The organism is Polaromonas sp. (genome assembly GCF_049790275.1).
In the GTDB taxonomy this organism is placed as follows: domain Bacteria; phylum Pseudomonadota; class Gammaproteobacteria; order Burkholderiales; family Burkholderiaceae_C; genus Polaromonas.
On the sequence record NZ_JBAQYR010000100.1, the window covers coordinates 1 to 25,951 of the forward strand.

General features: G+C 64.7%; 25 protein-coding genes. 17 read left to right on the forward strand and 8 right to left on the reverse strand.

Annotated features, from left to right (window positions below; translation table 11 throughout):
• The 4 genes from WA904_RS13435 to WA904_RS13450 form a co-directional block, all read right to left on the reverse strand.
• A partial coding sequence (locus WA904_RS13435; RefSeq protein ID WP_425197628.1) for an amidase family protein occupies positions 1 to 335 on the reverse strand: 335 nt, incomplete at its 3' end.
• Positions 336 to 337: 2 nt separating this feature from the next.
• Complete coding sequence (locus WA904_RS13440) at positions 338 to 1,315, reverse strand: Bug family tripartite tricarboxylate transporter substrate binding protein (protein ID WP_425197629.1); 978 nt, start codon at positions 1,313 to 1,315, stop codon at positions 338 to 340.
• Positions 1,316 to 1,350: 35 nt separating this feature from the next.
• A complete protein-coding gene (locus WA904_RS13445; RefSeq protein ID WP_425197630.1) occupies positions 1,351 to 2,694 on the reverse strand; it encodes an aspartate aminotransferase family protein in 1,344 nt (447 codons plus the stop codon).
• A gap of 16 nt (positions 2,695 to 2,710) precedes the next feature.
• A complete protein-coding gene (locus WA904_RS13450; RefSeq protein WP_425197631.1) occupies positions 2,711 to 3,838 on the reverse strand; it encodes an NAD(P)/FAD-dependent oxidoreductase in 1,128 nt (375 codons plus the stop codon).
• A 77-nt stretch (positions 3,839 to 3,915) separates the two neighbouring features.
• Between WA904_RS13450 and WA904_RS13455 the strand changes: the two genes are divergently transcribed.
• The 5 genes from WA904_RS13455 to WA904_RS13475 all read left to right on the forward strand — a co-directional run bounded on the left by WA904_RS13455 (position 3,916) and on the right by WA904_RS13475 (position 9,185).
• Positions 3,916 to 4,524 carry a helix-turn-helix domain-containing protein gene (locus WA904_RS13455; RefSeq protein ID WP_425197632.1) on the forward strand — a complete coding sequence of 203 codons (609 nt, stop codon included), beginning with the start codon at positions 3,916 to 3,918 and terminating at the stop codon, positions 4,522 to 4,524.
• Between the two features lie 575 nt (positions 4,525 to 5,099).
• Positions 5,100 to 5,513: a PepSY domain-containing protein gene (locus tag WA904_RS13460; RefSeq protein WP_425197633.1), complete on the forward strand. Its 414-nt coding sequence runs from the start codon at positions 5,100 to 5,102 to the stop codon at positions 5,511 to 5,513.
• A gap of 25 nt (positions 5,514 to 5,538) precedes the next feature.
• Positions 5,539 to 6,015: a DUF2271 domain-containing protein gene (locus WA904_RS13465; RefSeq protein WP_425197634.1), complete on the forward strand. Its 477-nt coding sequence runs from the start codon at positions 5,539 to 5,541 to the stop codon at positions 6,013 to 6,015.
• Positions 6,016 to 6,025: 10 nt separating this feature from the next.
• Positions 6,026 to 8,233 (forward strand): PepSY domain-containing protein, encoded by a 2,208-nt coding sequence (locus WA904_RS13470; RefSeq protein ID WP_425197635.1) that lies wholly within the window; start codon positions 6,026 to 6,028, stop codon positions 8,231 to 8,233.
• A complete protein-coding gene (locus WA904_RS13475; protein ID WP_425197636.1) occupies positions 8,214 to 9,185 on the forward strand; it encodes an FAD:protein FMN transferase in 972 nt (323 codons plus the stop codon). Before WA904_RS13470 ends, WA904_RS13475 begins: the two co-directional genes overlap by 20 nt.
• Before the next feature lie 88 nt (positions 9,186 to 9,273).
• Here WA904_RS13475 and WA904_RS13480 read toward each other — a convergent pair whose 3' ends face one another.
• Positions 9,274 to 9,606 (reverse strand): BON domain-containing protein, encoded by a 333-nt coding sequence (locus WA904_RS13480; protein WP_425197637.1) that lies wholly within the window; start codon positions 9,604 to 9,606, stop codon positions 9,274 to 9,276.
• Positions 9,607 to 10,062: 456 nt separating this feature from the next.
• On the opposite strand from WA904_RS13480, the gene WA904_RS13485 reads away from it, so the two are divergent.
• Together WA904_RS13485 and WA904_RS13490 are read left to right on the forward strand one after the other, a co-directional pair.
• Positions 10,063 to 10,371, forward strand: coding sequence for a hypothetical protein (locus tag WA904_RS13485; protein ID WP_425197638.1), 309 nt, complete (start codon positions 10,063 to 10,065; stop codon positions 10,369 to 10,371).
• 30 nt (positions 10,372 to 10,401) lie between these two features.
• Positions 10,402 to 11,274, forward strand: a complete 873-nt coding sequence (locus WA904_RS13490) for a lytic transglycosylase domain-containing protein (protein WP_425197639.1) — start codon at positions 10,402 to 10,404, stop codon at positions 11,272 to 11,274.
• Positions 11,275 to 11,298: 24 nt separating this feature from the next.
• On the opposite strand, the gene xdhB is transcribed toward WA904_RS13490, so the two are convergent.
• Together xdhB and xdhA are read right to left on the reverse strand one after the other, a co-directional pair.
• The gene (xdhB, locus tag WA904_RS13495) at positions 11,299 to 13,686 is read right to left on the reverse strand and encodes a xanthine dehydrogenase molybdopterin binding subunit (RefSeq protein WP_425197640.1); all 2,388 of its coding nucleotides are present in this window, start codon (positions 13,684 to 13,686) and stop codon (positions 11,299 to 11,301) included.
• On the reverse strand, positions 13,683 to 15,266 hold the full coding sequence (xdhA, locus tag WA904_RS13500; RefSeq protein WP_425197641.1) for a xanthine dehydrogenase small subunit: 1,584 nt from the start codon (positions 15,264 to 15,266) through the stop codon (positions 13,683 to 13,685). The genes xdhB and xdhA overlap by 4 nt, the downstream gene beginning before the upstream one ends.
• Positions 15,267 to 15,344: 78 nt before the next feature.
• On the opposite strand from xdhA, the gene WA904_RS13505 reads away from it, so the two are divergent.
• From WA904_RS13505 to WA904_RS13530, 6 genes are all read left to right on the forward strand, one after another.
• Positions 15,345 to 16,274: a LysR family transcriptional regulator gene (locus tag WA904_RS13505; protein ID WP_425197642.1), complete on the forward strand. Its 930-nt coding sequence runs from the start codon at positions 15,345 to 15,347 to the stop codon at positions 16,272 to 16,274.
• Positions 16,275 to 16,329: 55 nt separating this feature from the next.
• Positions 16,330 to 17,895, forward strand: coding sequence for an ABC transporter ATP-binding protein (locus tag WA904_RS13510; RefSeq protein WP_425197643.1), 1,566 nt, complete (start codon positions 16,330 to 16,332; stop codon positions 17,893 to 17,895).
• A complete protein-coding gene (locus WA904_RS13515) occupies positions 17,882 to 18,967 on the forward strand; it encodes an ABC transporter permease (RefSeq protein ID WP_425197644.1) in 1,086 nt (361 codons plus the stop codon). The genes WA904_RS13510 and WA904_RS13515 overlap by 14 nt, the downstream gene beginning before the upstream one ends.
• Positions 18,967 to 19,887, forward strand: a complete 921-nt coding sequence (locus WA904_RS13520; RefSeq protein ID WP_425197645.1) for an ABC transporter permease — start codon at positions 18,967 to 18,969, stop codon at positions 19,885 to 19,887. Before WA904_RS13515 ends, WA904_RS13520 begins: the two co-directional genes overlap by 1 nt.
• Before the next feature lie 39 nt (positions 19,888 to 19,926).
• Positions 19,927 to 21,078, forward strand: a complete 1,152-nt coding sequence (locus tag WA904_RS13525) for a BMP family ABC transporter substrate-binding protein (protein WP_425197646.1) — start codon at positions 19,927 to 19,929, stop codon at positions 21,076 to 21,078.
• A 98-nt stretch (positions 21,079 to 21,176) separates the two neighbouring features.
• The gene (locus WA904_RS13530; protein WP_425197647.1) at positions 21,177 to 22,217 is read left to right on the forward strand and encodes an adenosine deaminase; all 1,041 of its coding nucleotides are present in this window, start codon (positions 21,177 to 21,179) and stop codon (positions 22,215 to 22,217) included.
• A 30-nt stretch (positions 22,218 to 22,247) separates the two neighbouring features.
• Here the strand turns inward: WA904_RS13530 and WA904_RS13535 are convergent, their stop codons facing one another.
• Positions 22,248 to 23,060, reverse strand: a complete 813-nt coding sequence (locus WA904_RS13535) for a response regulator transcription factor (protein ID WP_425197648.1) — start codon at positions 23,058 to 23,060, stop codon at positions 22,248 to 22,250.
• A gap of 154 nt (positions 23,061 to 23,214) precedes the next feature.
• Between WA904_RS13535 and WA904_RS13540 the strand changes: the two genes are divergently transcribed.
• From WA904_RS13540 to WA904_RS13555, 4 genes are all read left to right on the forward strand, one after another.
• A complete protein-coding gene (locus WA904_RS13540) occupies positions 23,215 to 23,601 on the forward strand; it encodes a surface-adhesin E family protein (protein WP_425197649.1) in 387 nt (128 codons plus the stop codon).
• Between the two features lie 222 nt (positions 23,602 to 23,823).
• Positions 23,824 to 24,912, forward strand: coding sequence for a BMP family ABC transporter substrate-binding protein (locus tag WA904_RS13545; protein ID WP_425197650.1), 1,089 nt, complete (start codon positions 23,824 to 23,826; stop codon positions 24,910 to 24,912).
• Complete coding sequence (gene queE / locus WA904_RS13550) at positions 24,909 to 25,541, forward strand: 7-carboxy-7-deazaguanine synthase (RefSeq protein ID WP_425197651.1); 633 nt, start codon at positions 24,909 to 24,911, stop codon at positions 25,539 to 25,541. Before WA904_RS13545 ends, queE begins: the two co-directional genes overlap by 4 nt.
• Complete coding sequence (locus WA904_RS13555; RefSeq protein ID WP_425197652.1) at positions 25,538 to 25,900, forward strand: 6-carboxytetrahydropterin synthase; 363 nt, start codon at positions 25,538 to 25,540, stop codon at positions 25,898 to 25,900. Before queE ends, WA904_RS13555 begins: the two co-directional genes overlap by 4 nt.
• Positions 25,901 to 25,951: the final 51 nt, after the last annotated feature.

The following is a 25,951-nucleotide window of genomic DNA, read 5'->3' on the forward strand; positions in this document are numbered from 1 at the left end:
CGTGCCACCAGCGCGTTGTCGGCCGCCGGCACGTTGCCGCGCAGGCGCACGTTGCCATAGGTGGTGAGCAGGCCCTCTGTGTCCTGCAGGTCCTTGATGCCCATGGGCAGGCCGTGCAGCGAGCCCAGCGGTGCGCCGCGCATCACCTGCGCCTCGGCCTGGCGCGCGGCTTCGCGGGCGCGGGTGAAGTCGGTGGCGCAGATGGCGTTGATGGCCGGGTTCAGGGCTTCGATGCGTGCGATGCAGGCATCCAGCAACTCGACCGGCGAGAGCTGGCGGCTGCCGATCAGGCGCCGCAGTTCGACGGCCGATGTTTCGACGAGAGTGGTATTCATCTTCAATCTATTTTGATCTGCGAGCGTTCGGCGATGGTTTTCATGCGGGCAATGTCGGCGGTGACCATGCCGGCCCAGTCGGGAATGGTGCTGTACGCGGGCTCGAAACCGGCGGCCTTCATTTTTTCCTGGGTGTCGGGGCTGGCCATCAGTGTGGCCAGTGCTTTATCGAGCCGGGACTTGACGTCCGCCGGCAGGCCGCGCGGCGCCACCAGCGCGAGCCAGGCCGTCATGTCGAAACCGGGGTAACCGGCCTCGGCCACGGTGGGCACATCGGGCATCACGCCGGAGCGTTTGGCTGAGGCGACCGCCAGCACCTTGATCTTGCCGCTTTTGAGCTGGGGCGCTGCCGCCACCACGGTGTCGAAGCTCACCGGGATCTGACCACCTATCAGGTCGGTCATCAGCGGCGCACTGCCTTTGTACGGGATGTGCATCATCTTGAGGCCGGTGGCGTTATTGAACATTGCGCCGGCAAAGTTGGAGCTGGTGCCGTTGCCGAAGCTGCCGTAGACAAACTTGTCGGGGTTGGCCTTGGCGGCGGCCACCAGTTGCGGCACGTTTGCTGCCGTCACCGACGGGTGCACCAGCACGGCCAGTGCTACCGAGCCAACCATGCCGATGGCGTCGAAGCCTTTTGCCGGGTCATAAGGGAGCTTGGCCTGCACCGCGGGGTTCAGCGTGAAGGTGGAGTTGGAGCTGATGAGCAGGGTGTAGCCGTCTGGCTTGGCATTGGCCACAGCTGCTGCACCAATGGCGGTACCGGCGCCCGGTTTGTTTTCCACCACGACGGGTTGGCCCAGCTGCTCCTCGAGTTTTTTGCCGAGGATGCGGGCCAGTACATCAGCCGCGCCGCCAGCGGGGTAGGGTGCCACCAGAGTGACCGGCCGTTCGGGGTAGCCGGCCGCGCAGGCGAGTCCGGCGAAAAGCAGGCTGCTGGCAAGGAGTGCACGGCGAAAAGTATTGATGGTGTGTTGCATGGTGAACCTCGTTTAAAAAAGGAATGAAAAAAATGTCAACGGGGGATGGGAATGCCAGACCCGGCTGCCGGCAACAGGGAGCTGCGCGCTGCGACCACTGCCTCCAGCGCGGCAACAAACTCGTCGGCCTGCGCATCGCCGAAGGGCAGCGAGAGCGCGACCAACCCGCGCCGCGCCAGGAAGATGCCGCGCTCCAGCAGGTCGAAAAACAGCAGGGCCTTGACGCGGTCATCGGTGCCAGCCAGGTCGGCCGCGTTGCGCAGCGGCCGGTCGGTGGCGTGCAGTTGCATGACCGAGCCCAGGCCGGTGAATTGCAGGCCCACGGTGTGGCGCTGGAACACACCGTTGAGCCGTTCGCGCAGGTGTTCGCCGCGCTGATTCAGTGCTTCGAGTGCGGTGGGGGTAAGCACCTGGGTCAGGCCGGCCAGGCCGGCGGCCATGGTCAGTGCATTGTTGTTGAAAGTGCCGGCATGGCCCAGCGCATCGGCGCGGCGCGGATCGAACCGTTCCATGACATCGGCCCGGCCGCCGAAGGCGCCGAAGGACAGGCCGCCGCCGAAATATTTGCCCAGCGTGGTGAGGTCCGGCGTCAAGCCCAGCAGCGCCTGCCGCCCGCCGCTGGACAGGCGCGAGGTCATGACTTCATCGAGGATCAGCAAGGCGCCGCATTCACTGGCCAGCGTGCGCAAGCCATGCAGAAAGGTGGGGTCCGCGGGAATGCAGCCGCCGGCGCCCAGCATGGGTTCAACCAGGATGGCCGCCAGTTGCGGGCCGTGGGCCTGTACCAGCGTGCGCACCGCATCGATGTCGTTGTAGAGTGCGACCACGAAATCGTGCGGCACGTTCACCGGCGAGCCGCCACCGCCAAACGACAACACACCGCCGTGGTAGGCGCCGTTGAACACCAGCACCTTGCGCCGGCCCGTGTGCGCGGTGGCCGCAGCCAGCGCCATCAGGTTGGCTTCGGTGCCCGAGTTGGTAAAACGCAGCAGCGCCATGCCGGGAAAACGGCGCTGGATTTCATGCGCCAGCGCGGCCTCGCGCGCGGTGTGCGAAGACAGGCTCAGGCCGTCCTGCAGCGCAGCCACGATGGCTTGCCGGATCACCGCATTCGAGTGGCCGTAAATGCCCGCCGTGAACTCGCCCAGCGCGTCCAGGTAGCGGTGGCCGTCGGCATCCCACAGGTGGCAGCTTTCGCCCCGCGCCATGTACAGAGGGAAGGGCGTGTAGAACAGCACACTGCGCGTGTTGCCCGCGGGCAGCACGTCGGCGGCCTCAAGCAGTAGCAGCTCGCTGGCGGGGTTGTTCGCTCGGTAGCGGGCAGTGGCCTCGGCCAGGGCCGCATCAAGCGCGGCGGCGGGAAAGGTGGGGCTGCTCATGGGAGGTCAGGGTTGGTCAACGCAAGCGGGCCGGTGACAGCGCGGCAGCGTCGACGCCATGTTGAACCAGTTCGGTCGGCAGGGCTACACCGCGCAGCAGGGCATCGGCCAGCGCACTCGCGCCGGCCGCGCTCTGGATGCCGTAACCTCCCTGTGCCGCGAGCCAGAAAAAGCCGGGGCAGGCAGCATCCCGGCCGATCACCATTTCACCGTCAGGCACAAACGAGCGCAGCCCGGCCCAGGTGCTGCTGGGACGGCGGATGCTCAAGGTGGTGACCGACTCGATCTGGTGGATGCCCATGGCAATGTCCAGTTCTTCGGGCACCACGTCGTGCGGCACGGTGGGGTCGGCGTTGGCAGGCGAGCCCAGCAGCTGGCCGGCGTCGGGTTTGAAGTAGTAACTTTCATCCATGCCCACCACGGCTGGCCAGCCGGACACGTCCACACCTTCGGGCGCCTTGAAGGTGAAGGCGCTGCGCCGGTGCGGCACCAGCCCGATGGGGGCAGCACCGAACAGGCCCGCCAGTTCGTCGGCCCAGGCGCCAGCGGCATTGACGACCATGTGGGTGCGCACGGCCTGGCCGTCGGCGAACTGCAGCGTCCAGCATTGTCCGTCGTGTGTGGCCTGCGTCAGCGTGGTGCCGGTGCGCAACTCGCCGCCCTGCTGGCGGAAGCCGCGCAAAAAGCCTTGGTGTAGCGCGTGCACATCAATATCCTGGGCACCCGGGTCGTACAGGCCGCCATGCACCATCTCGGGCCGCAGGCAGGGCACGCGCGCCAGGGTGGCGCGGGCATCCAGCACTTCCAGGCCGGGACAACCTGTGGCCAGTTCGGTGCGGGTCTGCGCCATCAGCGCTTCCTGCCCGGGGGTGGCGACATACAGCGCTCCGCGGGGATGCATGAGGGGCGCTGTGGCAAATCCTTCGGGAGGGTGCTCGTAAAAGGCACGGCTGGCGCAGGTGAGTGCCCGCACGGCCGGCGGGCCGTAACTTTCCATGAACATGGCGGCCGAGCGGCCGGTCGAGTGGTAGCCGGGCTGGGCCTCGCGCTCCAGCAGCAGCACGCTTTGCTGGCCGGCCGCGCGCCAGGCCAGGGACGCACCGGCCATGCCGGCGCCCACAATGATCAGGTCATATTCTCGCATTTGAGAATTCTCACATGCGAGAATCATGCCTGTCCAGTGCCGTCTGTCTGCTTTCAGTTCGAACAAGGGAAAACACCATGCCTGCACGCTCTGCCCGCACCTCCGCCGCTGCCCCCGAGGCCGACCGGGCGCAGCTTGGCCTGCAACTGCGCGAACACCGCAAGGCAAGGCGGCTGACCTTGAAAGACCTGTCCGGCCGTTCCGGCGTGGCGCTGTCCACGCTGTCCAAAATGGAACTCGGCCAAATTTCTGTCAGTTACGAAAAGCTGGCCGCCGTGGCCCGCGCGCTGGCACTGGACGTGGGGCAGCTGTTTGATGCGCGCGCCGCAGCACCGGCTGGCGCACAAGCGCCGTCGGTGGTGTGGTCTTCGGCCGATTCAGGGCCGGCCTACAGCTCGGGCAACTACGACTACCGCATGCTGGCCACAGGTTTCCCGGGCAAACGGATGACGCCACTGTATGGCCGCATCGTGGCGCGCAAGCGGGACCAGTTCCCGGATTTCATACGGCACCAGGGGCAGGAGTTCGTCATGGTGCTTGCAGGCCGCGTGGCCATTCACTTCGAAACCGGTGAAACCATAGAGCTGGGTCGCCACGAAACCGCTTACTTCGACAGCGGCGTGGGCCACATCTACCTTTCCCTGGGTCGCAGCGACGGGCAGGTGGTGGTGGTGATGAGCGAGTAGCGGTAAGGGCTCACTCGGGCCTTGCGGCGGGGACCTTCAGCACGCTGATCGCCCGCATGAAAGGCGGCTCGCCGACGGCCTTGCTGCCGAACACGTTGTCTTCTCGGTTGGACTCGGGCCCAGAGATCCATCCTGAAGCGGACGAAAAACTGGAGATTCGCGTCGAGCAGCAACTGCACGAAGTGAAGAAAAATCACAGGCTCGACCGCTCATTCTTCAAGCCCCGTCTGCCGCCTATATTTCGGACTGCTGGGTAATGGGGTATGAACAGCCCCTGGTTGGCGGGACCCATCCGGGCACCACATTCCCAAGCCAGACAGAACAGGGCAGCGACGGGTCAGCCCAGCTGCACGAGACCACAGGCCCGCGGTTTGCTTTTTGGGTGATGAACAGAAGATGAATGCGCCATTCAGCATGCATACAGGGTGGCTTTTCCACAATCTCATTGAACAAGAAGGCAGAACCATGATGCGTATCAACGTTGCAGCTGGAATTTGGCTGCCGGGCACCAGCCCTGGCATTGGCGGCACCGTAAACCGTTCATCATGTGCTGACCCGTTTTAAAGGACCCTCCCATGAAATACCCCACCTCTTTGCGCCCCGGCTTGCTGGTTTTGTCAGTGGGCCTGGCCGTCCTACCCGCATGGGCCGGTGACGATTGCGATGCGCCGCTCAATCGCTGGCAGACGCGTGAGGCTGTGCGGCAGATGGCAGTCGCACAGGGCTGGCAGATCCAGCGGCTGAAGATCGACGACGGCTGCTATGAAATTCGCGGCACGGATGTCCAGGGACGCACCTTCAAGGCCAAGATCGACCCGGAAACCCTGAAAGTGTTGAAGATGAAGCAAGACGACCACCAACGTTCCCGGGAACGAGATCGTGGTCAGGAGGGTGCCGCGCAGCAGGAACGACCGCCGCAACCGGATGGCGCCGCGGCGCCATCGCCTTTGTTGACCCCTGGCGGCGCGCCGCGCGGCCAGATCCAGTAACCGCCAATCCCACAGGAGCATCACCATGTCCAAACCTCTTTTGACCATTTTGGCCAGCGCCTGCGCGCTGGCGCTTCCCGCACTGGCACACAGCCGACCGGTCACGCTGACCGCCCAGCTCAAGAACTACGGTGGCGACGGCGCCTACCTGGCGGCGTACCTGATCGATGCCAAAGGCGCCTATGTGCGCACACTGTGGGTGGCCGGCGGCAAGGCGAAGTACCACAAGCACTTGTCTGACTGGAGCCGCCTCTCGGCCGGTGACGCCAAGCGCCTGGACGGCGTCACCGGTGCCAGCGTGGGCGCGGGGCGCACACTCAAGGTCACAGCCGATCTGGCGGATGCACTGATTGACGCGGGCTACGAAATCCGCATCGACGCCGCTGCAGAAAACATGCGCGACAGCCCGTCGGAGGTCCGCGTACCGCTGTCCAAAGCCAACGCCGGCAAGCCGCAGGCCGGCAAGCAGTACATCCAGTCGGTGACCTTCCAACTTCAATGAAGGGTCTCGCATGAGCTGGAAAGCCATCCACCGCTGGCTGGGCCTGACCGTTGGCACACTGGCCGTGGTGCTGGGCGTCACCGGCGCCATCCTGGCGATCGATCCGGTGCAGCAGGCGTGGCAGGTACCTGCCACACCGGGCGATTTGGCCGTGGCTACGCTGGTTGAGCGCGTGACGCGCACCGTCCCGGGCGCGGAAGAAATTCGCCACCTGCCATCGGGTGCCATCGTGGTGTTCAGCTTTGCCGGCGACCAGCCGCAGGCGTCATACGTGGACCCGGCCGATGGCCGGGTGCTGGGTGCGTGGCAAGCCTCGGCGCTGCCGCGCTGGGTGAAGAACCTGCACCGCTCGCTGTTGCTCGGCGACGCCGGGCGCTGGGGCGCAGCGGGCATTGCGCTGGCCATGGGTTTGTTGTGCGTCTCTGCCCTGGTGCTGCTGCTGCGGCGCATGGGCGGCTGGCGGCGGCTGGCGGCGCGGGTGCGTGGCTCGCTGGCGCAGCGCATCCACGTGGTCGCGGGCCGTGTGGTGCTCGCCGTCCTGTGCCTGACATCGCTCACGGCGCTGACCATGAGCGCCTCGACCCTGGGCCTCGTGGCACTGGACACCAGGACCGAGCCTGAAGTGCTCTCGGCGGTCAACGGCAAGCCAGCCTTGCCCGGCGCACAGCTCGCCACGCTTCAAGGCCTTGCGGTGCGTGATTTGCGCAAGCTGAATCTTCCCGGCGCCAGCGACCCGGAGGACACCTGGAAGGTCGCCACCGCCCAGGGTCAAGGTTGGATCGACCGGTACTCGGGGCAAATGCTGGCCTGGCAGGACGCCACCTTTGCGCAGCGCGTTTACGACCTGGCCGTGGTGCTGCACACGGGCGAATCCGCCTGGCCCTGGGCCGTGGTGCTCGGGCTCGTGGGCGCCAGCGTGCTGCTGTTCTGGCTGTCGGGCGTTGTCATTTGGTGGCAGGCACGCCGCCAGGCGCCACACATCACGGGCAACACCCCGCTGGCACAGGCCGACGTGCTCATCTTTGTTGCCAGCGAAGGCGGCAGCACCTGGGGTTTTGCCCAGACGCTGCAAGACGCGCTGAACCAGAGCGGCCATCGCGTTCACACCAGCGCGCTGGAAAACTTTCGAACCACGGCCGCCACGCGGCAGGTGTTTGTACTTGCTGCAACCTATGGTGAAGGCCAGGCCCCGGCCCACGCCAGCCACGCCCTGGAGCACATCGCCAGGCTCAACGCCAGCGCGGTGCCGGTGACGGTGCTGGGCTTTGGCGACCGGCAGTTCCCGGCCTTCTGCGCCTTTGCCCAGACGCTGGACCAGGCGCTGCGCGCGCAGGGCTGGCCGGCACTGCTGCCGCTCGAGTGCATTCACCAGCAATCGGGCCAGCAGTTCGCGCGCTGGGGCGTTGCCCTGGCACAGGCGCTGGGCGAACCCCTGGTGCTGGAGCATGTGCCGCGCGTGCCGCCCACTGCAGCGCTCACGCTCATGGCGCGCCAGGACTACCCCGGTGCGACCGGGCAGGCCACGGCGATCCTGCGCTTTGCCTGGCCTGCACAGGGCCCGGGTGCACGCCTGCGCGGGCACGGTCTGGCGCGGTTTGCAGTAGGCGACCTCGTGGGCATCGTGCCGCCGGGTTCGGCCGTGCCGCGCTACTACTCGCTGGCGTCGGGCTGGGAAGACGGGTTTCTGGAAATCTGCGTGCGTCAGATGCCGGATGGCCTGTGCTCTACGCACTTGCTGGGCCTGCAGAAGGGGGACAGCATCACCGCCTTTATCCGGCCCAACCCCGGTTTTGCACTGCCGCGAACGCGGCGACCTGTGCTGCTGATCGGGTCGGGCACAGGCGTGGCGCCGCTGGCCGGCTTCATCCGCCGCAACGACAGACGCAGCCCGATGCACCTGTACTTTGGTGGACGCGACCCGGCGCGGGATTTTTACTTCGGCCCCGAAATTCAGCGCTGGCTCGGCGAAGCGCGCCTGACAACGCTGCAGACGGCTTTTTCCCGCGTGCCCGACGGCGGCGGCTATGTGCAGGATGCCCTGCGCCGAGACGCCGAGCGCGTGCGCGGCCTGGTGGCACAGGGCGCCATCGTGCGCGTTTGCGGAAGCCGCGCCATGGCGCGTGGCGTGGCCGAGACGCTGGACGTGGTGCTGGCACCACTGCAGTTGAATGTATCGACGCTGAAAGCAAAGGAGCGGTATGCCGAAGATGTCTTCTGAGCCCGCCACGGCCTGCAAGCGGACCACCCTGCACGGCCCGACCATGGGCACACGCTGGTCTGCCAGTATCGACGCCGACCACACCATGGACCTGGTGGCCTTGCACCAGGACCTCGCCGCTGCGGTGGGGCAGGTGGACGAGCAGATGTCGCCCTGGAAACCGGACAGCGGCCTCATGCGCCTGAACCGCGCGCCCGTGGACGACTGGGTGGACCTGCCCGCTGAAATACTGGAGGTACTGGACTGTGCGCTCGACGTCCGCCGCCTGAGCGCGGGTGCATTCGATCCGTGCGTTGGGGCACTGGTTGATGCCTGGGGGTTTGGCGCGGTGCGCGATGCACCCGACGCGCAGGCGATCCGCGCCGCACGCCAGCCCTCCCCCCTCACTGCGCACGGGTGCCTGGAGCTGGACAGGCCCTCAGGCCGCGCCCGCAAGTGTGCGCCCTTGCAGCTCGACCTGTGCGGCATCGCCAAGGGCTACGCGGTGGACCGCATGGCCACCGTGCTGCAACAGCACGGTGTGCGGCATGCGCTGGCAGCGCTGGATGGTGAGCTGCGCGCCGTGGGAGCCCAGGCCAGCGGCGTGCCCTGGGCGGTGGCGCTCGAACGCCCCGAGGCGGGACACCGCGCGGTGCACGGGGTCATCGAGCTGGAAGATCTGGCCGTGGCCACCTCGGGCGACTACCGGCGTTATCTGGAGGTGGGCGATGCGCGCCTCGCGCACACCATGGACGCGCGCCGCTGTGCGCCTGTGAACAACGCCGTGGCATCGGTCACCGTGCTGGCGCGTACCTGCATGCAAGCGGACGCCTGGGCCACGGCCTTGCTGGTGGCAGGCCCCGACGACGGTCTGGCCATGGCACAGCGTATGGGGATGGATGTGTTGTTCCTGCTTCGCCGCCCCGAAGGTTTGGTGGAGGTGGGGCTGGGTCGGTTTGGCAGACAGGATTAGGGCCTGTTCGCACTTGCATAAATAGTGTGAACAGGCCCTAGTCAGCACCGCCGCGTCAGGCAGGGTGACCGGATCGCGGGGCTGTGCTTCACTGCTTGACGGTCAACTCATCGTGGATGGTATGGGCGCCCTGGGCGGCCCGTGCGGCGCTGATGGCGGTGTCGATCTGCGCCTGGCTTGACACTACACCCGTGAGCCGAACGTCGCCCTTGGTGGTGACGACAGTGATGTCAAGCCCTGCCAGACCGGGTGCCTTGTTCAGTGCAGATTTGACATGGGTCGTGATATCGGCGTCTGAAACGTTGGCAACTGCGCTGGCAGCCGGAGTCAGCGTCGCGCTCGGGTTCTCTGCCTTGTTGCATGCGGTCAGCAGCAGCGTGCAGCAGGCGGTCAACAGGAAGACCTGGTTGATGGATGTCATGGGATTCCTTCGTGGGGTGTGGGCGATAAAAGCGCTTTGCTCTGCGGCTTTAACCGGCGGGAAAGGTTTAAAGGGTTGAGGGCCAGTGGTCTGCTCTGGACCTTGGCACCATGTTGCAAGCGTGCGGCTGAACCTAAGCTGAACAAGAACGCGCGCTCGGCGGCGTTTGAGGCAATTCGTTGCGTCATTGACCCGTGTGGGTTTTTTGACGGGGCATATTCAGCGGAGAGGGGGAATGTGACCATCCTGGCGAGAATGTTGGAAGTTGTTTCCTGAAATGAAAATAGCCAGATACCCGCATAAATGCTGGATGCATCGCTATCAAATTTGCATATTCCCGAACAGGAAATCGCCATATGAAAGCAAGTTCCACAACGGCCATCGGCCTTGTCCTACAGGATGGGTTGGTCAGCCTGCCTAGAGTTGCAACGATCGGCAAAAGAAGGATTTGTTTTTATGTCTTATGCAGAAACGGGGTCGGGCTTCATCCGCACACATGACGACAGGGCGCTTGACGGCGCGGAATATGGCAAATGGGCCAGTGATTTTGCCCACGCCTATTACGCGCTGGTCAAAGGCGAGGCCGACCTCGGCGACCTGATGGACCAGGGTTACGAGTTATGGCCGGAGCGCATGCATGACTCGCCTCTCGACGTAGCCCAGGAGCGGTTCGATGCCATTCCCGACGCAGCGCGCAGGCGTTATCTCGCTGGAGGGGAGGCCTATGAAGCCTTCGAGCAATGGCAGGCCTCCCTTGCGGACTGAGGCTGTGAGTCGCACTCCGGCATGAGGGTGGTGACGTCTCTTTCCCGATGTCTGTTCTCCCTCGGCGTGCCGGCCCTGTTGTGTTTGCATGTGTCGCCCGCCAGGGCGGACATCTGGGGTTATGTGGATTCGGAGCGGATCCCGCATTTCGCCACCAGCCGCCTCGACGAGCGTTATGAGCTCCTCCTCAAGGACAGCGACGCTGTAGAACCGTTCCGGCCCATGGCCGGCGCAGGACCGGCGCCGAGGGAGGCGCCGAAGACCGTCGAAACGGAAGCTTCCGAAGTTGTTCCGGTGGTTGCCAGCGTCGCCAGCGCCCGCACCGTGTCTCCCAGGTTGCTGGATTTTTTCGAGCAGTCCAGCACTTACAAGGCGGTCAGCCCCTTGCTGCGCGAGGCCTCGAAAACCCATGGCATTGACTATTCGCTGCTGCAGGCCTTGATCAGCACCGAGTCGGGCTTCAACGCCCATGCCGTTTCGCCCAAGGGCGCGGTCGGCTTGATGCAGGTGATGCCGCCTACAGCGGAGCGTTATGGCGTGACGGCAGGCAAGAACAGCACCGTCGCCAAAAAGCTGACCAATCCCAAGGTCAACATCAAGACCGGTGCCAGGTACTTGGCGGACCTGATCAGGATGTTTCCGGGGCGGCTGGAACTGGCACTGGCTGCCTACAACGCGGGAGAAGGTGCGGTACAACGCGCCGGGAACAAGGTTCCCAACTATCCCGAAACCCAGAAGTATGTCAAAACCGTCATGCAGCTCTATACCGGCCTGGAGCCTTCTGCCGACGCCGCAGCCACGGCGACGTCCAACGGTCGGGTGCGTGTGGAAATAGGGGGCGGCAACACGGCACGTAAATCCACGGCACGGCTGGTGGAACCTGCGTCTTCCCGCTCGCGCTGAGTTCCCGGCCCTGGCGGTTCAGTCTCAGCTGTTGCGCAAAGCTTTGAGTACGTTTTCGGCAGTGGCCGGCGCATCCAGCCGGACAGTGCCATCACGCGCTGCCGCCACTGCCTCCTTCAGCGCCTCCAGCACGCTGATCGCCAGCATGAAAGGCGGTTCGCCAACCGCCTTGCTGCCGAACACGTTGTCTTCGCGGTTCGGCTCGGGCCAGAGCTCAATTTTGAAGTGTTCGGGAATGTCGCCGGCCGCCGGGATTTTGTAGGTGCTGGGTGCGTGGGTCGTCAGCAGGCCCTTGTCGTTCCACACCAGCTGCTCGGTGGTCAGCCAGCCCATGCCCTGCACAAAGCCGCCTTCGATCTGGCCGATGTCGATGGCCGGGTTGATGCTGGTGCCGACGTCGTGCAGGATGTCGACCTTCAGCACACGGCTTTCGCCGGTGAGTGTGTCGATGGCGACTTCGCTGCAGGCCGCGCCGTAGGCAAAGTAATAAAACGGCCGGCCAGTCAGCGTGGTCTTGTCGTAATGGATTTTCGGCGTGCGGTAAAAACCGTCGCTCCAGAGCTGGATGCGGTTGGCGTAGGCCATGCGCACCACCTCCGGGAAGGGCCGGCTGCCTTTGGGCGAACTGATGGCACCACCGGCAAACGACACGGCGCCGGCGCCGCAGCCGTCCAGCCCGGCGACGAATTGCGCCAGGTTGTTCTTCACGTTGCGCGCGGCGTACTGCGCAGCGCGCGCATTGAGGTCCGTGCCGGCCGAGGCAGCGGTGGCCGAGGCATTCGGGATCTTGCTGGTGTCGCTCGCCGTGGCCAGCACGTCCTCAAAGGCCACGCCCAGTTCGTCGGCGACGACCTGCGCGACCTTGGTGTTCAGGCCCTGGCCCATTTCTGTGCCGCCGTGGTTCACCTGCACGCTGCCATCGGTGTACACGTGCACCAGTGCGCCGGCCTGGTTGAACAGCGTGGCGGTGAACGAGATGCCGAACTTGACGGGCGTGATGGCGATGCCGCGCTTGATCACCGGGCTTTTTGCATTCCATGCCGAAATGGCCTCACGCCGGCTCCGGTATTGGGCGGAAAGCTCCAGTTTTGATAGCAAGGGGTCGAGGATGTTGTCTTCGACCTTCATCTGGTAGTGGGTGACATTTCGCTCTTCAATGCCATACAGGTTGCGCTTTCGCACATCCAGCGGGTCCAGACCCAGATGCCGCCCGATGTCGCCCAGAATGGTTTCGATCAGCACCACGCCCTGCGGACCGCCGAAGCCGCGGAAGGCGGTGTGGCTTTGGGTGTTGGTTTTGCAGCGGTAGGACGCGATCTCCACGTCCTCGAGAAAATAAGCGTTGTCGGTGTGGAAGATGGCGCGGTCGGCCACCGGGCCGCTCAGGTCGGCACTGAAGCCGCAGTTGGCCGCCATCATCAGCTTCAGGCCCGTCAGCCGGCCGGTGTCGTCGAAACCCACGGTGTAGTCATAAGCAAACGGGTGGCGCTTGCCGGTGACCATGAAGTCATCGTCGCGGTCCAGCCTCAGCTTGATGGGGCACTTGAGCTTGTTCGCGGCAATCGCCGCCCACACGGCCAGATGGCCGGCCTGCGTTTCCTTGCCACCAAAACCGCCGCCCATGCGCCGGCATTCGACGCGCACCGCATGGTTGTCAATGCCCAATGCGTGCGACACCCAGTGCTGCACCTCGCCGGGGTGCTGGGTGCTCGAGTACACCAGCCACTGGTTCTGCTCCTGCGGCACGACATAAGCCACCTGGCCCTCGAGGTAAAAATGTTCCTGGCCGCCCACTTCAAGCTGGCCGCTGAGTATGTGCCGGGCCGCCTTCAGCGCTTTCGCTGCATCCCCGCGTTTGACAAACACGGGCGGCAGCACATAACTTTCGGCCTTCAGCGCATCGCGCACTTTCAGGATGGCCGGCAGTTCCTCGATATTGAGCTGGACCTTGCGCGCGGCACGGCGTGCCTCCATCACCGAGCCTGCCACCACCAGGCCGATGACCTGGCCGATGTGTTCCACGGTACCGGTGGCAAACACAGGTTCGTCATGCACAAAGGTGGCCAGCAACGGGTCGCCGGGAATGTCGCGCGCCAGGATCACATCGCGCACGCCGGGCATGGCCAGCGCGGCCGTGGCGTCCACGCCGAGCAGGCGGCCGTGCGCCACGGTGGAGAGAATGGGCGCGGCGTACAGCGTGCCGCGTGCCTCGCGCATGTCGTCGACGTAGGTGGCGGCCCCGGCGACCTGGGCGCGGGCGCTTTCATGTTTGTGCGAACGGCCGGCGGCGCCGTGGGCGGGTTTGCTCCCGGCAGCAGGAGCGGCCACGGGCGGCACGGGAAGCAGGGGCACGGTCGGGTTGTCGGCGCGGCTGACCGGGCCTTCGTCGTGGTTCCTTTCCCGGGCGTTCATGGGGACTCCTCTACCAGAACGAAGGATTCCAGGTTGATCTGCTGCATGCCCTGGCTCTCCAGCCAGAAGCGCTGCAGCAGGTTGCCCAGCACTTCGCTGCGGTAGGCACCGGATGCGCGCATGTCGGAAATCGGCGAAAACTCGGCGCGCAAGGTCGTGGTGGCTTGCCGGACTGTTTGCAAGGTCCATGGCTGGCCGATGAGCGCCGCTTCGGTACGCACCGCGCGCACCGGCGTGGCGGCCACGCCGCCTGCGCCCAGGGAGGCCGAAGCGACAACGCCGTCCTTCACGTGCAGCCTGATTGCCAGGCACACGGCCGAGATGTCGTCGTCATACCGTTTGGAAATCTTGTACACGCGGAGCTGCTCATTCGCGACCGGTTTGGGCACCTTGATCCAGGCCAACACCTCGTCGGCGGCCATCACGTTTTTCCGATAGCCGGTGTACAGCGTTTCCAGCGGCATCTCGCGATGGCCGCGCTGGCTCATCAGCACGACGTTGGCTCCCAGGGCAATCAGCAGCGGCATGGAGTCGCCAATCGGCGAGCCATTGGCCACATTGCCGCCCAGGGTGCCGGCGTTGCGCACGGGCAGGCCGGCGAAACGGTTGGCAAAGGTTTGCAACTGAGGCCGGTCGGCGACCAGCGCGGCAAACGCGTCGCTGAGTGTGACGGCTGCGCCTATGGCGATGTGCTGCGGGTAATGCTCCACGCGCCGAAGCTCTTCCACCCGTGTCACGTCCAGCACCTGGCCGAACTGCATGTGCATCTTGGTCACCCACAGGCCGACGTCGGTGCAGCCGGCGACCAGCTGCGCGTCGGGGTGCTCCGCGCGGGCGGCCAGCAGTTCTGGCAGGGTACGCGGCGACTTGTAAGTGAAATTGGCCTCCAGCCCTTTGCGGACGGGCGCAAGCAGCTTCAGTTTTGATAGCAAATCCGCTTCGTCGATGGTCACCGCAGGCAAGGCCGCCATCTGCTGTGCGGCGTCAAAAATGGGCCGGTAGCCGGTGCAACGGCACAAATTGCCGGACAAGTCCTGCTGCGCCAGTTCGCGCGTGATGGGGTTTGTCCTTGAGGGCGCGTTGGTCTCCTTCAAGCCAGGGCCGCGGATCTGGCTTTGCCAGTCCGCGGGCGCAGCGGCCCCCTCGGGGGGCAGCGAAGTACACGCAGTGACGAGCGTGGGGGCTATGTAGTTCTGGTACATGCCGAACAGGCTCATGACAAAACCCGGGGTGCAGAAGCCGCATTGGGAGCCGTGGCACTGGACCATGGCTTCCTGGGCGGGGTGCAGTGTTCCGTCGGCGGCTGCCAGGTCCTCGACTGTCCAGAGTGCCAGTCCATCCACCGAATGCGCCAGCTTGATGCAGCTGTTGACCGCCTTGTAGCGCAGGTGGTCGCCTTCTGCCTCGCCCACTACCACCGTGCAGGCGCCGCAGTCTCCTTCGCCGCAGCCTTCCTTGGTGCCGGTGCAAGCCAGGTCCTCGCGCAGCACCTCCAGCAGCGTGCGGCTGGGTGGTACATTGGCGAGCGAGACCACCTGGCCACCCCTGACGAATTGAATGGTTTTGAGAGGCGATGACATGTCCATGTTCACTAGGGTAAACCCAATCGTTCAGGGCAGGTATACCCATCGTCATATTGGAGCGATGCTTAAAAAGGTATGAAAGACCAGGCCTTATTCGACAAGATAGACCTCCATCTCATAAGGGTCTTGAACACCGTGCTGACCGAACGCAGCGTTTCACGCGCCGCCATCCGCCTTGGAATGTACCAACCCGCCGTCAGCGCGGCGCTCAAGCGCCTGCGCGAGCTGGCGGGCGACCCTTTGCTGGTGCGTTCGGGCGCCGGCATGGTGCCTACCGATGCCGGCCTGCGCATGATCGAGCCTTCGGCGCGCATCCTGCGGGCGGCCGAGGTGCTGTTCAGTGACGCCCGCGGCTTTGACCCTGCCACCGCGACGCACACCTTCAGCCTGGCCGCCAGCGATTACATGGACCCGCTGTTCCTGCCCCAGCTGGTGGCGCAGGTCAAGAACCAGGCGCCGCTGTGCCATGTGGACATCCACCCGCTGTCGGGCGAGTCGGACTACCGCACGCGGCTGGCGCAGGGCGAGGTCGACATCGTGGTCGGCAACTGGCCGGCACCGCCCGACGACCTGCACATGGCGCGCCTGTTCGGCGACGAAGTGGTTTGCCTGGTGGCCAAAGACCACCCGGCCGCCCGCCGCGGCTGGGACAGCGCGAACTGGCTGGCCGCCGAACACGTGGCGCCGACGCCCACGCACCCCGGCGCCAAGGGTGTGATCGATGAGCACCTGGACAAGCTGGGCCTGCAGCGCAACATCACGGTGCGCTGCCCGCACTTCGGCCTGATTCCCGCCATGGTGGCCTCCAGCCTGCTGGTGCTGACCACCGGGCGCCAGTACTGCGAGCGCTACACGGCAACACTGCCGGTGAAAATCCTGCCATGCCCCATCGACTTCCCGCGCATGATGTATTACCAGCTCTGGCATGAACGTACCCACGCTTCGGCATCAGCCAAATGGCTGCGCGACCGCGTCAAGGCGGTGGCTGCAGCGCTACGAAAATAATAGCCGCTTGCGCTTGATGCATAAGGGCTAGAGCCTTAAAACATATAGAAAAACAATGTCCGTTTCCACCGTTCCTCCCGATCCGCCTTCCGCTGTTGTGCCGCGCCTGCAGCTCACCGGCATCACCAAGGCCTATCCCGCGGTGGTGGCCAACAGCGAGGTGTCGCTGACGGTGCTGCCCGGCGAAATCCACGCGGTGCTCGGTGAAAATGGCGCAGGCAAATCGACGCTGATGAAAATCATCTACGGCGCGGTCAAGCCGGACGCCGGCCGGGTCGAGGTCGATGGCCGCAGCGTGGTGATCCGCAATCCGCAGGAAGCGCGTGCACTGGGCATTGCCATGGTGTTCCAGCACTTCAGCCTGTTCGACACGCTGACGGTGGCTGAAAACGTCTGGCTGGGCCTCAGCAAAAGCCTGAGCCTGGCCGAGGTGTCGCGCCGCATCATCGCCACCACGCAGGAGTACGGCCTGCAGCTCGAACCCACGCGGCCGGTGCACACGCTGGGTGTGGGCGAGCGCCAGCGCGTGGAAATTGTGCGGTCCCTGCTGACCGACCCCAAGCTGTTGATTCTTGACGAGCCGACCTCGGTGCTGACGCCGCAGGCCGTGGACAACCTGTTTGTCACCCTGCGCCAGCTGGCCGCGCGCGGCTGCAGCATTCTGTACATCAGCCACAAATTGCACGAAATCCGCGCGCTGTGCACGGCCTGCACGGTGCTGCGCGGCGGCAAGGTCACCGGCGTGTGCGATCCGCGCGAGGAATCCAACGCCTCGTTGAGCCGCCTGATGATTGGCGCCGAACCGCCGGCGCTGGAGCACCGCGAGCAGGCCGCCGGCGCCGCCGTGCTGGACGTGCGCGACCTGAGCCTGGAGCGAGAAGACCAGTTTGGCGTGGACCTGCAGCACGTGGCGCTGACGGTACGCGCCGGCGAGGTGGTCGGCATTGCCGGCGTTTCGGGCAACGGACAGAAGGAGCTGCTGTATGTGTTGTCGGGTGAAGACACCCGCGCCGCGGCCGGCAGCATCCAGATAGCCGGGCAGGACGTGGCCCGGCTGGGCCCGGGGCAGCGCCGCGCGCTGGGTTTGCATTTCCTGCCGGAAGAGCGGCTGGGGCGCGGCGCGGTGCCGACGCTGAGCCTGGCGCACAACCTGCTGCTCACGCGCAGCGATGCGGTGGGCCGAGGCGGCTGGCTGCACCTGGGGGCCCTGCAGACGCAGGCGGCCGGCATCATTGCGCGCTACCAGGTCAAGGCCGGTGGCCCGCAGGCGGCGGCACAGTCGCTGTCGGGCGGCAACCTGCAGAAATTCCTGGTGGGCCGGGAGGTTGAGGCCAAACCCACGCTCCTCATCGTGTCGCAGCCGACCTGGGGCGTGGATGTGGGCGCGTCGGCACAAATCCGCGGCGAGCTGCTCAAGTTGCGCGACAAGGGCTGTGCAGTGCTGGTGGTCAGTGAAGAGCTCGAAGAGCTGTTCGACATCAGCGACCGGCTGTATGTCATGGCCAAAGGCCAGATCTCGCCGGCCCTGCCGCGTGCCGACGCGACGGTGGAACTGGTTGGGCAGTGGATGAGCGGATTATGGGCGGACCATGCCGTGGAGGGCGCACATGCTCAAGCTTGAAGCCCGGCCGCAGCCTTCGAAGTTCTGGAGTTTTGGCTCGCCGCTGCTGGCACTGCTGGTCACGGTGGTGATGGGCGTGCTGCTGTTTGCGGCGCTGGGCAAGGACCCGGTGCGCGGCCTGCAGATCTTTTTCTGGGAACCCATCAAGTCACACTATGCGCTGAGCGAGCTGATGGTCAAGGCGACGCCGCTGCTGATCATTGCGCTGGGCCTGGCCGTGTGTTTCCGCTCCAACGTCTGGAACATCGGCGCCGAGGGGCAGTTTGTCATCGGTGCGGTGGCGGCCGGCGGCGTGGCCCTGCTGGCCGACAAGACCACCGGCCCCTGGATTGTGCCGGCCATCGTGCTGGCTGGCATGCTGGGCGGCATGGTGTGGGCCGGTATCACGGCGCTGCTGCGCGACCGCTTCAATGCCAACGAAATCCTGGTCAGCCTGATGCTGGTCTATGTGGCCGACATGGTGCTCAGCTACCTGGTGTTCGGTCCGTGGAAAGACCCGCAGGGCTATAACTTTCCGCAGACCAAGACCTTTGAGGCGGTAACGCAGATCCCGCGCCTGATGCAGGGTTCGCGCGTGAGCATCGGCATCCTGCTGGCGCTGGCAGGCGCGGTCGCCTTGTGGCTTTACCTCTTTCGCACCCATGCCGGCTTTGCGCAGCAGGTTGGCGGCCTGGCGCCCGCGGCAGCGCGTTATGCCGGCTTTTCCTCGCGCAAGGCCTTGTGGGTGGCGCTGCTGACCTCGGGCGGGGCCGCCGGGCTGGCCGGTGCGCTGGAAGTGGCCGGACCCATCGGCCAGCTTACGCCTTACGTACCGGCCGGCTACGGCTTTGCCGCGATCATCGTGGCTTTTGTCGGGCGGCTGCATCCGGCCGGCATGGTGTTTTCGGCAATCTTGATGAGCATGTTTTACATAGGCGGCGAACTCGCGCAGTCGCGCCTGGGCCTGCCCAAATCGCTCACCGGCGTGTTCCAGGGCCTGCTGCTGTTCAGCCTGCTGGCCTGCGACACGCTGATTGCCTACCGCGTACGCTGGACGGGCCGCGTCAGACCCGTCATGAAGGGAGCCCGCTGATGGACTCCACCGCGCTGCTGGTGGCAGCCACCCTGAGCGCCGGCACGGTGCTGGCGATTGCTTCCCTGGGGCTGCTGATCAATGAAAAGGCCGGCATTGTCAACCTGGGCGCCGAGGGCATGATGCTGTGCGCTGCCATTGCCGGTTTTGCCGCCGTGGTGCACAGCGGCAACATCTGGCTCGGTTTTGCGGCTGGCATGGCGGCCGGGGCCGTGCTGGCTGCCGTCTTTGGCGTGCTGGTGATCTGGCTCAACACCAACCAGTACGCCACCGGGCTGGCGCTGAGCCTGTTTGGTGCGGGTTTCTCGGCCTTTGCCGGCATCAGGTACGTGCAGGAAAAGCTGCCCGAGCAAAGCCACTACCCCTTGCCCTGGTTGGGCGACCTGCCTTTTGTCGGGCCGGCGCTGTTTCGCCAGCACCCCATGGTCTATCTGGCCATGGCGCTGACCGTGGGACTGATCTGGTTCTTGTACCGCACACGCGCTGGCCTGGTGCTGCGCTCGGTCGGCGAAAGCCCGGAGTCGGCCCATGCCCTGGGTTACCCGGTGCGGCGCATCCGGCTGGCGGCTGTGGTGGCCGGTGGCGCGCTCTGCGGCCTGGCCGGTGCCTATGTCTCGGTGGTCTACACGCCGCTCTGGGTAGAAGGCATGATTGCCGGCAAAGGCTGGATTGCGCTGGCCCTGACCACCTTTGCCACCTGGCGCCCGGCACGGGTGTTGCTTGGGGCTTACCTGTTCGGTGGTGTGACCATGTTGCAGTTTCACCTGCAGGGGCTGGGGGTGGATGTGCCGCCCCAGTTCCTGACGATGCTGCCTTACCTGGCCACCATCGTGGTGCTGGTGCTGATCTCGCGCAACCCGCGCTGGATCAGGCTGAACATGCCGACATCGATTGGAAAGCCTTTCTACCCCGGTTCATAATGTGTTCTTTTTTCGTTAACCGTCGCTACAGGAGACGACATGACTGACATGCAAAAACGTTCATTGCTCAAGCTGGCTGCACTTTCCGCAGTGGCTTCAGCCGCGCTGATGGGCTGCGGCAAAAAGGAAGAGCCCGCACCGCCTCCGGCCGCCGCGCCTGTCGCTGCGCCGGCGCCGGCCAAGGCCGAGCCGCTGAAGATTGCGTTTGCCTACGTCGGCCCCGTCGGCGACGGCGGCTGGACTTTTGCGCATGACAACGGCCGCAAGGCGATCGACAAGGAATTCGGTGACAAAGTGATCACCAGCTTCGTCGAAAAAGTGCCCGAGTCGGCAGATGCCGAGCGCGTGATCCGCGATATGGCGAGCCAGGGCAACAAGCTGATCTTCGGTACGACCTTCGGCTACATGGAGCCCATGCTGAAGGTGGCCGCCGACTTCAAGGACGTGAAATTCGAGCATGCCACCGGCTACAAGACGGCAGACAACATGCGCACCTATGACAGCCGGACTTACGAAGGTGCCTATATGGCCGGCGTGATCGCCGGCAAGATGAGCAAGAGCGGCAACCTGGGCGTGGTCGGCTCGGTGCCGATCCCCGAGGTGGTGCGCAACATCAACAGCTTCACGCTGGGTGCGCAGTCGGTCAACCCCAAGGTCAAGACCAAGGTGGTCTGGGTCAACGAGTGGTTCAACCCGCCCAAGGAAACCGAAGCCGCCACCGCGCTGATCAACGGCGGCGCCGACGTGCTGTTCCAGAACACCGATTCGTCGGCCGTGCTGCAGACCGCCGAGAAAATGAACAAGCGCGCCTTCGGCTGGGATTCCGACATGACTGCCTACGGCCCCAAGGCCCACCTCGGTTCGGCCGTGATCAACTGGGCTCCTTACTATGTCAAGGCCACGCGGGATGCGCTTGAAGGCAAGTGGGCCACCGGCCAGGTCTGGTGGGGCGTGAAGGAAGGCGCCATCGACATGGTGTCGATTGCCGCCGACGTGCCGGACGAGACCAAAAAACGCATCGACGAAATCAAGGCCGGCCTCAAGGACGGCAGCTTCGTGATCTGGAAAGGCCCCATCATGGACAACACCGGCAAGGAACTGGTAGCCAAGGATGCGGTGGCCGATGACAAGTTCCTCGGTGGCCTGAAGTCTTACGTCAAGGGCGTGGAAGGTAAAGTCCCGGGTAACTGACCGCGATGCCGTGCGGCGGAGCGGCCACGGCCGTTTTGCCGCACAGCGGCAGTGCCCCAAGCCGCCTGCGGGCGGCTTTTTTCGTTTTTGGAGCCGACATGAATTCCGTCCGACCTGTTTCCCCCGAGAAATTGCCCGAGTTGCTGCGCCTGATGCCCAAGGCCGAGCTGCACATCCACATCGAAGGCTCGCTCGAGCCCGAGCTGATTTTTGCGCTGGCAAAACGCAATGGCGTGGCATTGCCCTACGCGGATGTGGAGGCACTGCGCAGCGCCTACGCGTTTACCAACCTGCAGAGTTTCCTGGACATCTATTACGCCGGCGCCAGCGTGTTGCTGACCGAGCAGGATTTTTATGACATGGCCCACGCTTATTTTCTGAGGGCTGCGGCTGACCATGTCGTCCACGCCGAACTGTTTTTTGACCCGCAGACCCACACGGCGCGCGGGGTCAGCATGGAGACGGTCATCAAGGGCTTGCACCGCGCCTGCACCGATGCGCAGGCCGAGCTGGGCATCAGTGCCACGCTGATCATGTGTTTCCTGCGCCATCTCAGCGAGGAAGAGGCCTTTGAGACGCTGGAGCAGGCACTGCCCTGGCGCGATCTGATCATTGGCATCGGGCTGGATTCCGGCGAGGTCGGCAACCCACCCGAAAAGTTTGCCCGCGTGTTTGCGCGCTGCCGCGAACTGGGCTTTCATCTGGTCGCGCATGCCGGTGAGGAAGGACCGCCGGCGTACATCTGGACGGCACTGGACCTGCTCAAGGTCGAGCGTATCGACCACGGCGTGCAGGCAGCCAAAGATCCGGCGCTGATGCAGCGCCTGGCGAAGGACCGCATCGCCCTGACGGTGTGTCCGCTGTCCAACCTCAAGCTCTGTGTGTTTCCGGACCTGGCGCAACACAACCTGCGTCAGCTGCTGGATGCTGGGCTTGCTGCCACCGTGAACTCAGACGACCCGGCTTATTTCGGCGGCTACATGAACGACAACTTCACGCAGACTTTTGCCGCCACCGGCATGGATGCGCAGCACGCCTGGAAGCTGGCGTACAACAGTTTCGAGGCGAGTTTTATCGACGAGCCGGCCAGGCGTCGGCATACCGACAGGCTGGCCGCCTGTTTTGAAACTTTTCGTTGATGCATCCACCCGCAGGCAGGTAGCTGCGACTCAGGAGCTGGCGTCCCGGTTGGTCCAAGGGCCTGCCGCCTGGGCACTGCCCTTTGGGTCTTCCGGTAACCCCACCACCGTCCTGACCGCCCGCATCAGTGCGTCGGCTTCGAACGGTTTGGTGATGTAGCCGTCGGCGCCGCTGGCCAGACCCTTGAGCACGGATTCCCGTGTGGATTTTCCGGTCAGCATGATGACCGGCACATCTTTCAGCGCCGGGTGCTGGCGCAGCCTGAGCAGGATGTCAAAGCCGTCGGCGTCCGGCAGCATCACGTCCAGAAGAATCAGGTCAGGCAAGGGAGGTTTGCGGAACTCGGCAATCACCTCGGCACGGTTGCCCGCCAGCCGGACCTGGAAGCCATCGAAAGCCAGGTAGGTCTGGATGAACTTGGCGAGCATGGGTTCGTCGTCCACCACGATGGCCGACAGCACCTCGCCGGGTGCGAGCTTGCGGGCCGGCCCGCGCGGACGGGCAATGCTCACGTAGTACCCGGCTTTTTTCAGTGAAGCGGCACCCGAATCGGCCTCGGCCTCGGCGCTGGACAGTGCAAGCTGGTTGAGCTGAAAATTAAATTGTTCGGTGAAGGGGTCGATTTCTGCCTGCGCCAGCAGCCCGCGGTCCAGCAGGTTTCCGAAAGTTTTTGCGAAGGTCTCTGCGGGCACGGCCGGCATGCCTGTCCTGATCTGTGCGAGGTTCAGGATGCCGTCGATACGGATCAGCAGCTCAATCTCGGCGGGTGTCAGCTTGGTGGCGCTGCCGCGCAGCTCCTGTTGGCCGCGGGGGGTGAGCTTGTAGATGTCGTTGTCCTGCATGTTCGCTGGCTTTCGTGGATGAATGATTCCTGCTGCCCGGCGAAGGGGCCTCGTTCTTTTTGATTATCCTCGCTTCGTGCCGGGCTGTGCAGTTTCCCGGAGCTGCAGGCTTGCAGGGGCCGGCCGCCTGGTACGGTAGGATTATTCCCACTCCATGAAACGCCTGATCTTCCTCCTTGCCCTGATGTGCCTGAGCGCCGGCGCGGCCGCGCAGTGGACGCCGGTGATGGTGGACCCGGTGGTCATCACCTACATCGATCGCACCACCCTGCGCGGCAGGGGCGGCATGGTCAAGATGTGGTGGCTGATGGACTACCAGCTGGTGCAGATCATCGACGAAAAAGGCTATTTCTCCCGCTTGCACCACAGCGAATTCGACTGCAGGCGCCAGCGCTCACGCCTGCTGTCGGTGGCTCTGTTGTCGCAGCAGATGGGACTGGGTGAGACGGTGTTTGAAGACCCCGTCCCGCGCCGCTGGGAGCCGGTGGCCGGGCAGCCATTTCAGCAAGCTTTGTTTGACATTGCCTGTGTTAGTTATTAGCCCCAATGTCACTGTTGGCCCCCACGCTCCCCGCTGCGTGTGGTTCGCTGCCGCCGAGGGGGCCGCTGTGCCTGCGGACTGGCGAAGCCAGATCCGCGGCCCCTACTGGTAAAGAGGGGGTCTTCGGGACTGCACAGCCTGAGCGGCTAAAATAACAATTCACCTGTGTGCTGTCCCGGCGCGCTGGTGTTTTTGTTTACCGGGGCCATGTAGAGGACCACCATGTATAAAAACCTCGCTGCCGCGCTCGCGGCCGCCTGTTTTATTTCTCCTGCTTTCTCCCAAACGCCGCCGGCTGCCAAAGAGCCTTTGAAAATCGGCTTTGTTTATGTCGCGCCGCTGACCGACGCTGGCTGGGTGCGTCAGCACGAAGAGGGTCGCAAGGCCGTCGAGGCGGCGCTGGGCGACAGGGTGAAAACCAATTATGTTGAAAACGTCCCGGAAGGCGCTGACGCTGAACGCGTGATTCGTGACCTGGCCAGCCAGGGGCACCGGCTGATCTTCACACCCAGCTTTGGCTACATGGAGCCGACGCTGAAGGTGGCGAAGGACTTCCCGGATGTGAAGTTCGAGTCCATCACAGGCTACAAGACCGCGCCCAATGTGGCGGTGGCCAACGCACGTTATTACGAAGGCCGTTACCTCGCGGGCATCGCGGCGGGGCGCATGGCCGCCAGCGCCGGTTATGTGGCGGGCTTTCCGATTCCCGAGGTGATCCAGGGCATCAACGCCTTCGCCCTGGGCATGCGCTCGGTCAATCCGCAGGCAACGGTCAGGGTGGTCTGGCTGGGCGCCTGGTTTGACCCGCCGCGCGAGCGCGAAGCGGCGATGACGCTGTTCAACCAGGGCGTGGAGGTGATGGCCTTTCACACCGGATCCACCGCGGTGATGAGCGCTGCGCAGGAGCGCGGCAAGCTTGCCATTGCCTACCACTCGGACATGCGCAAGGTGGCACCGGATGCGCAATTGCTGGCCGTCACACACCAGTGGGGCGACTACTACACCCGGCGCGCCAGGGCCGTGCTGGATGGCAGCTGGAAAAGCGGCACGCTGTGGGGCGGCGTGAAGGACGGCATGATCCGCGTCGACAGCTTTGGCCCCAGGGTGCCGAAGAAGGTGGCCGACGAAGTGCTGGCGCGCCAGCGCGACATTGCCGCCGGCAAACTGCATCCTTTCCGCACGCGTACGGCTCTGCTCGACAACGAGGGCCGCGAAGTGCTGGCTGCCGGACAGACGCTGTCGGACGAACAGATCCTCGGCATGAACTTCCTGGTGCAGGGCGTGGTGGGCAAACTGGCGAAAACGCCATGAGTTACCAGGTCAAGGAGATTTTCTACACGCTGCAGGGCGAGGGCGGCAACGCGGGCCGGCCCGCGGTGTTCTGTCGCTTTGCCGGCTGCAACCTGTGGTCGGGCCGCGAGCAGGACCGCGCTACCGCTGTCTGCCGGTTTTGCGACACGGACTTTGTCGGCACCGACGGGACACTGGGCGGCAAGTTTGCTGACGCCGGGTTGCTGGCCTGCCAGATCGAAGCCCTCTGGCCGGCCGGGGCAGGGCACCGGCTGGTGGTGCTGACCGGCGGTGAGCCATTGCTGCAAGTTGATGCGCAGTTGATCGACGCCCTGCATGCGCGCGATTTTGCGATTGCGGTGGAAACCAATGGAACAGTTGCGGCACCCACCGGCATCGACTGGCTCTGCGTCAGCCCCAAGGCCGGCGCGCCCTGGGTTCAGCGCGACGGTCAGGAGCTCAAGCTGGTGTGGCCGCAGCCTGGTTTTGACCTGACAGAACTGGAAGCCGCTAACTTCAGCCAGCGCTATCTGCAGCCCATGGACAATGCCCAACGCGCGGACAACACCCAGGCCTGCATTGCCCTGTGCATGCAACGCCCCGCCTGGCGCTTGAGCCTGCAGACCCACAAGATCACAGGCATCCGATGAGCTACACCATCAGCCAGAAGTTTTTCTTCGACGCAGCGCACACCCTCAAGCGCGAGATCGAGGCCGACAGCAGCCGGCGCGTGCACGGCCATACCTACAACGCCGAAGTATTTTTGAGAGGACAGCGCGATCCGGACTCCGGCATGGTGATGGACCTGGGGTTGGTACGACTGGAGATTGAGCAGCTCCGGCAGTTGCTGGACCACCACCTTCTGGACGACGTGGCCGGACTGGGCCCGGCAACGCTGGAAAACCTCTGCCGTTTCATTGCCGGCAAGCTGCAGCCGCGTCTGCCGGCCTTGAGCTCGGTGCGGGTGTGGCGCGAGTCTGTGGGCGACAGCTGCATGTGGAGCCTATAGCCCTTATTGGCTCCGGCTTATGGGTAAAGCCGGCTACTGAAGTATTCTTGC

Excerpts from the sequence above, each read along its gene's own strand:
- WA904_RS13470 (WP_425197635.1), top strand. The coding sequence starts at position 6,026 with ATGAGCTGGAAAGCCATCCACCGCTGGCTGGGCCTGACCGTTGGCACA.
- WA904_RS13440 (WP_425197629.1), bottom strand. The coding sequence starts at position 1,315 with ATGCAACACACCATCAATACTTTTCGCCGTGCACTCCTTGCCAGCAGC.
- WA904_RS13555 (WP_425197652.1), top strand. The coding sequence starts at position 25,538 with ATGAGCTACACCATCAGCCAGAAGTTTTTCTTCGACGCAGCGCACACC.
- WA904_RS13445 (WP_425197630.1), bottom strand. The coding sequence starts at position 2,694 with ATGAGCAGCCCCACCTTTCCCGCCGCCGCGCTTGATGCGGCCCTGGCC.
- WA904_RS13455 (WP_425197632.1), top strand. The coding sequence starts at position 3,916 with ATGCCTGCACGCTCTGCCCGCACCTCCGCCGCTGCCCCCGAGGCCGAC.
- queE (WP_425197651.1), top strand. The coding sequence starts at position 24,909 with ATGAGTTACCAGGTCAAGGAGATTTTCTACACGCTGCAGGGCGAGGGC.
- WA904_RS13530 (WP_425197647.1), top strand. The coding sequence starts at position 21,177 with ATGAATTCCGTCCGACCTGTTTCCCCCGAGAAATTGCCCGAGTTGCTG.
- WA904_RS13505 (WP_425197642.1), top strand. The coding sequence starts at position 15,345 with ATGAAAGACCAGGCCTTATTCGACAAGATAGACCTCCATCTCATAAGG.
- WA904_RS13535 (WP_425197648.1), bottom strand. The coding sequence starts at position 23,060 with ATGCAGGACAACGACATCTACAAGCTCACCCCCCGCGGCCAACAGGAG.
- WA904_RS13525 (WP_425197646.1), top strand. The coding sequence starts at position 19,927 with ATGACTGACATGCAAAAACGTTCATTGCTCAAGCTGGCTGCACTTTCC.
- WA904_RS13510 (WP_425197643.1), top strand. The coding sequence starts at position 16,330 with ATGTCCGTTTCCACCGTTCCTCCCGATCCGCCTTCCGCTGTTGTGCCG.
- WA904_RS13515 (WP_425197644.1), top strand. The coding sequence starts at position 17,882 with ATGCTCAAGCTTGAAGCCCGGCCGCAGCCTTCGAAGTTCTGGAGTTTT.
- WA904_RS13465 (WP_425197634.1), top strand. The coding sequence starts at position 5,539 with ATGTCCAAACCTCTTTTGACCATTTTGGCCAGCGCCTGCGCGCTGGCG.
- WA904_RS13540 (WP_425197649.1), top strand. The coding sequence starts at position 23,215 with ATGAAACGCCTGATCTTCCTCCTTGCCCTGATGTGCCTGAGCGCCGGC.
- WA904_RS13485 (WP_425197638.1), top strand. The coding sequence starts at position 10,063 with ATGTCTTATGCAGAAACGGGGTCGGGCTTCATCCGCACACATGACGAC.
- xdhA (WP_425197641.1), bottom strand. The coding sequence starts at position 15,266 with ATGTCATCGCCTCTCAAAACCATTCAATTCGTCAGGGGTGGCCAGGTG.
- WA904_RS13475 (WP_425197636.1), top strand. The coding sequence starts at position 8,214 with ATGCCGAAGATGTCTTCTGAGCCCGCCACGGCCTGCAAGCGGACCACC.
- WA904_RS13480 (WP_425197637.1), bottom strand. The coding sequence starts at position 9,606 with ATGACATCCATCAACCAGGTCTTCCTGTTGACCGCCTGCTGCACGCTG.
- xdhB (WP_425197640.1), bottom strand. The coding sequence starts at position 13,686 with ATGAACGCCCGGGAAAGGAACCACGACGAAGGCCCGGTCAGCCGCGCC.
- WA904_RS13450 (WP_425197631.1), bottom strand. The coding sequence starts at position 3,838 with ATGCGAGAATATGACCTGATCATTGTGGGCGCCGGCATGGCCGGTGCG.
- WA904_RS13520 (WP_425197645.1), top strand. The coding sequence starts at position 18,967 with ATGGACTCCACCGCGCTGCTGGTGGCAGCCACCCTGAGCGCCGGCACG.
- WA904_RS13545 (WP_425197650.1), top strand. The coding sequence starts at position 23,824 with ATGTATAAAAACCTCGCTGCCGCGCTCGCGGCCGCCTGTTTTATTTCT.
- WA904_RS13460 (WP_425197633.1), top strand. The coding sequence starts at position 5,100 with ATGAAATACCCCACCTCTTTGCGCCCCGGCTTGCTGGTTTTGTCAGTG.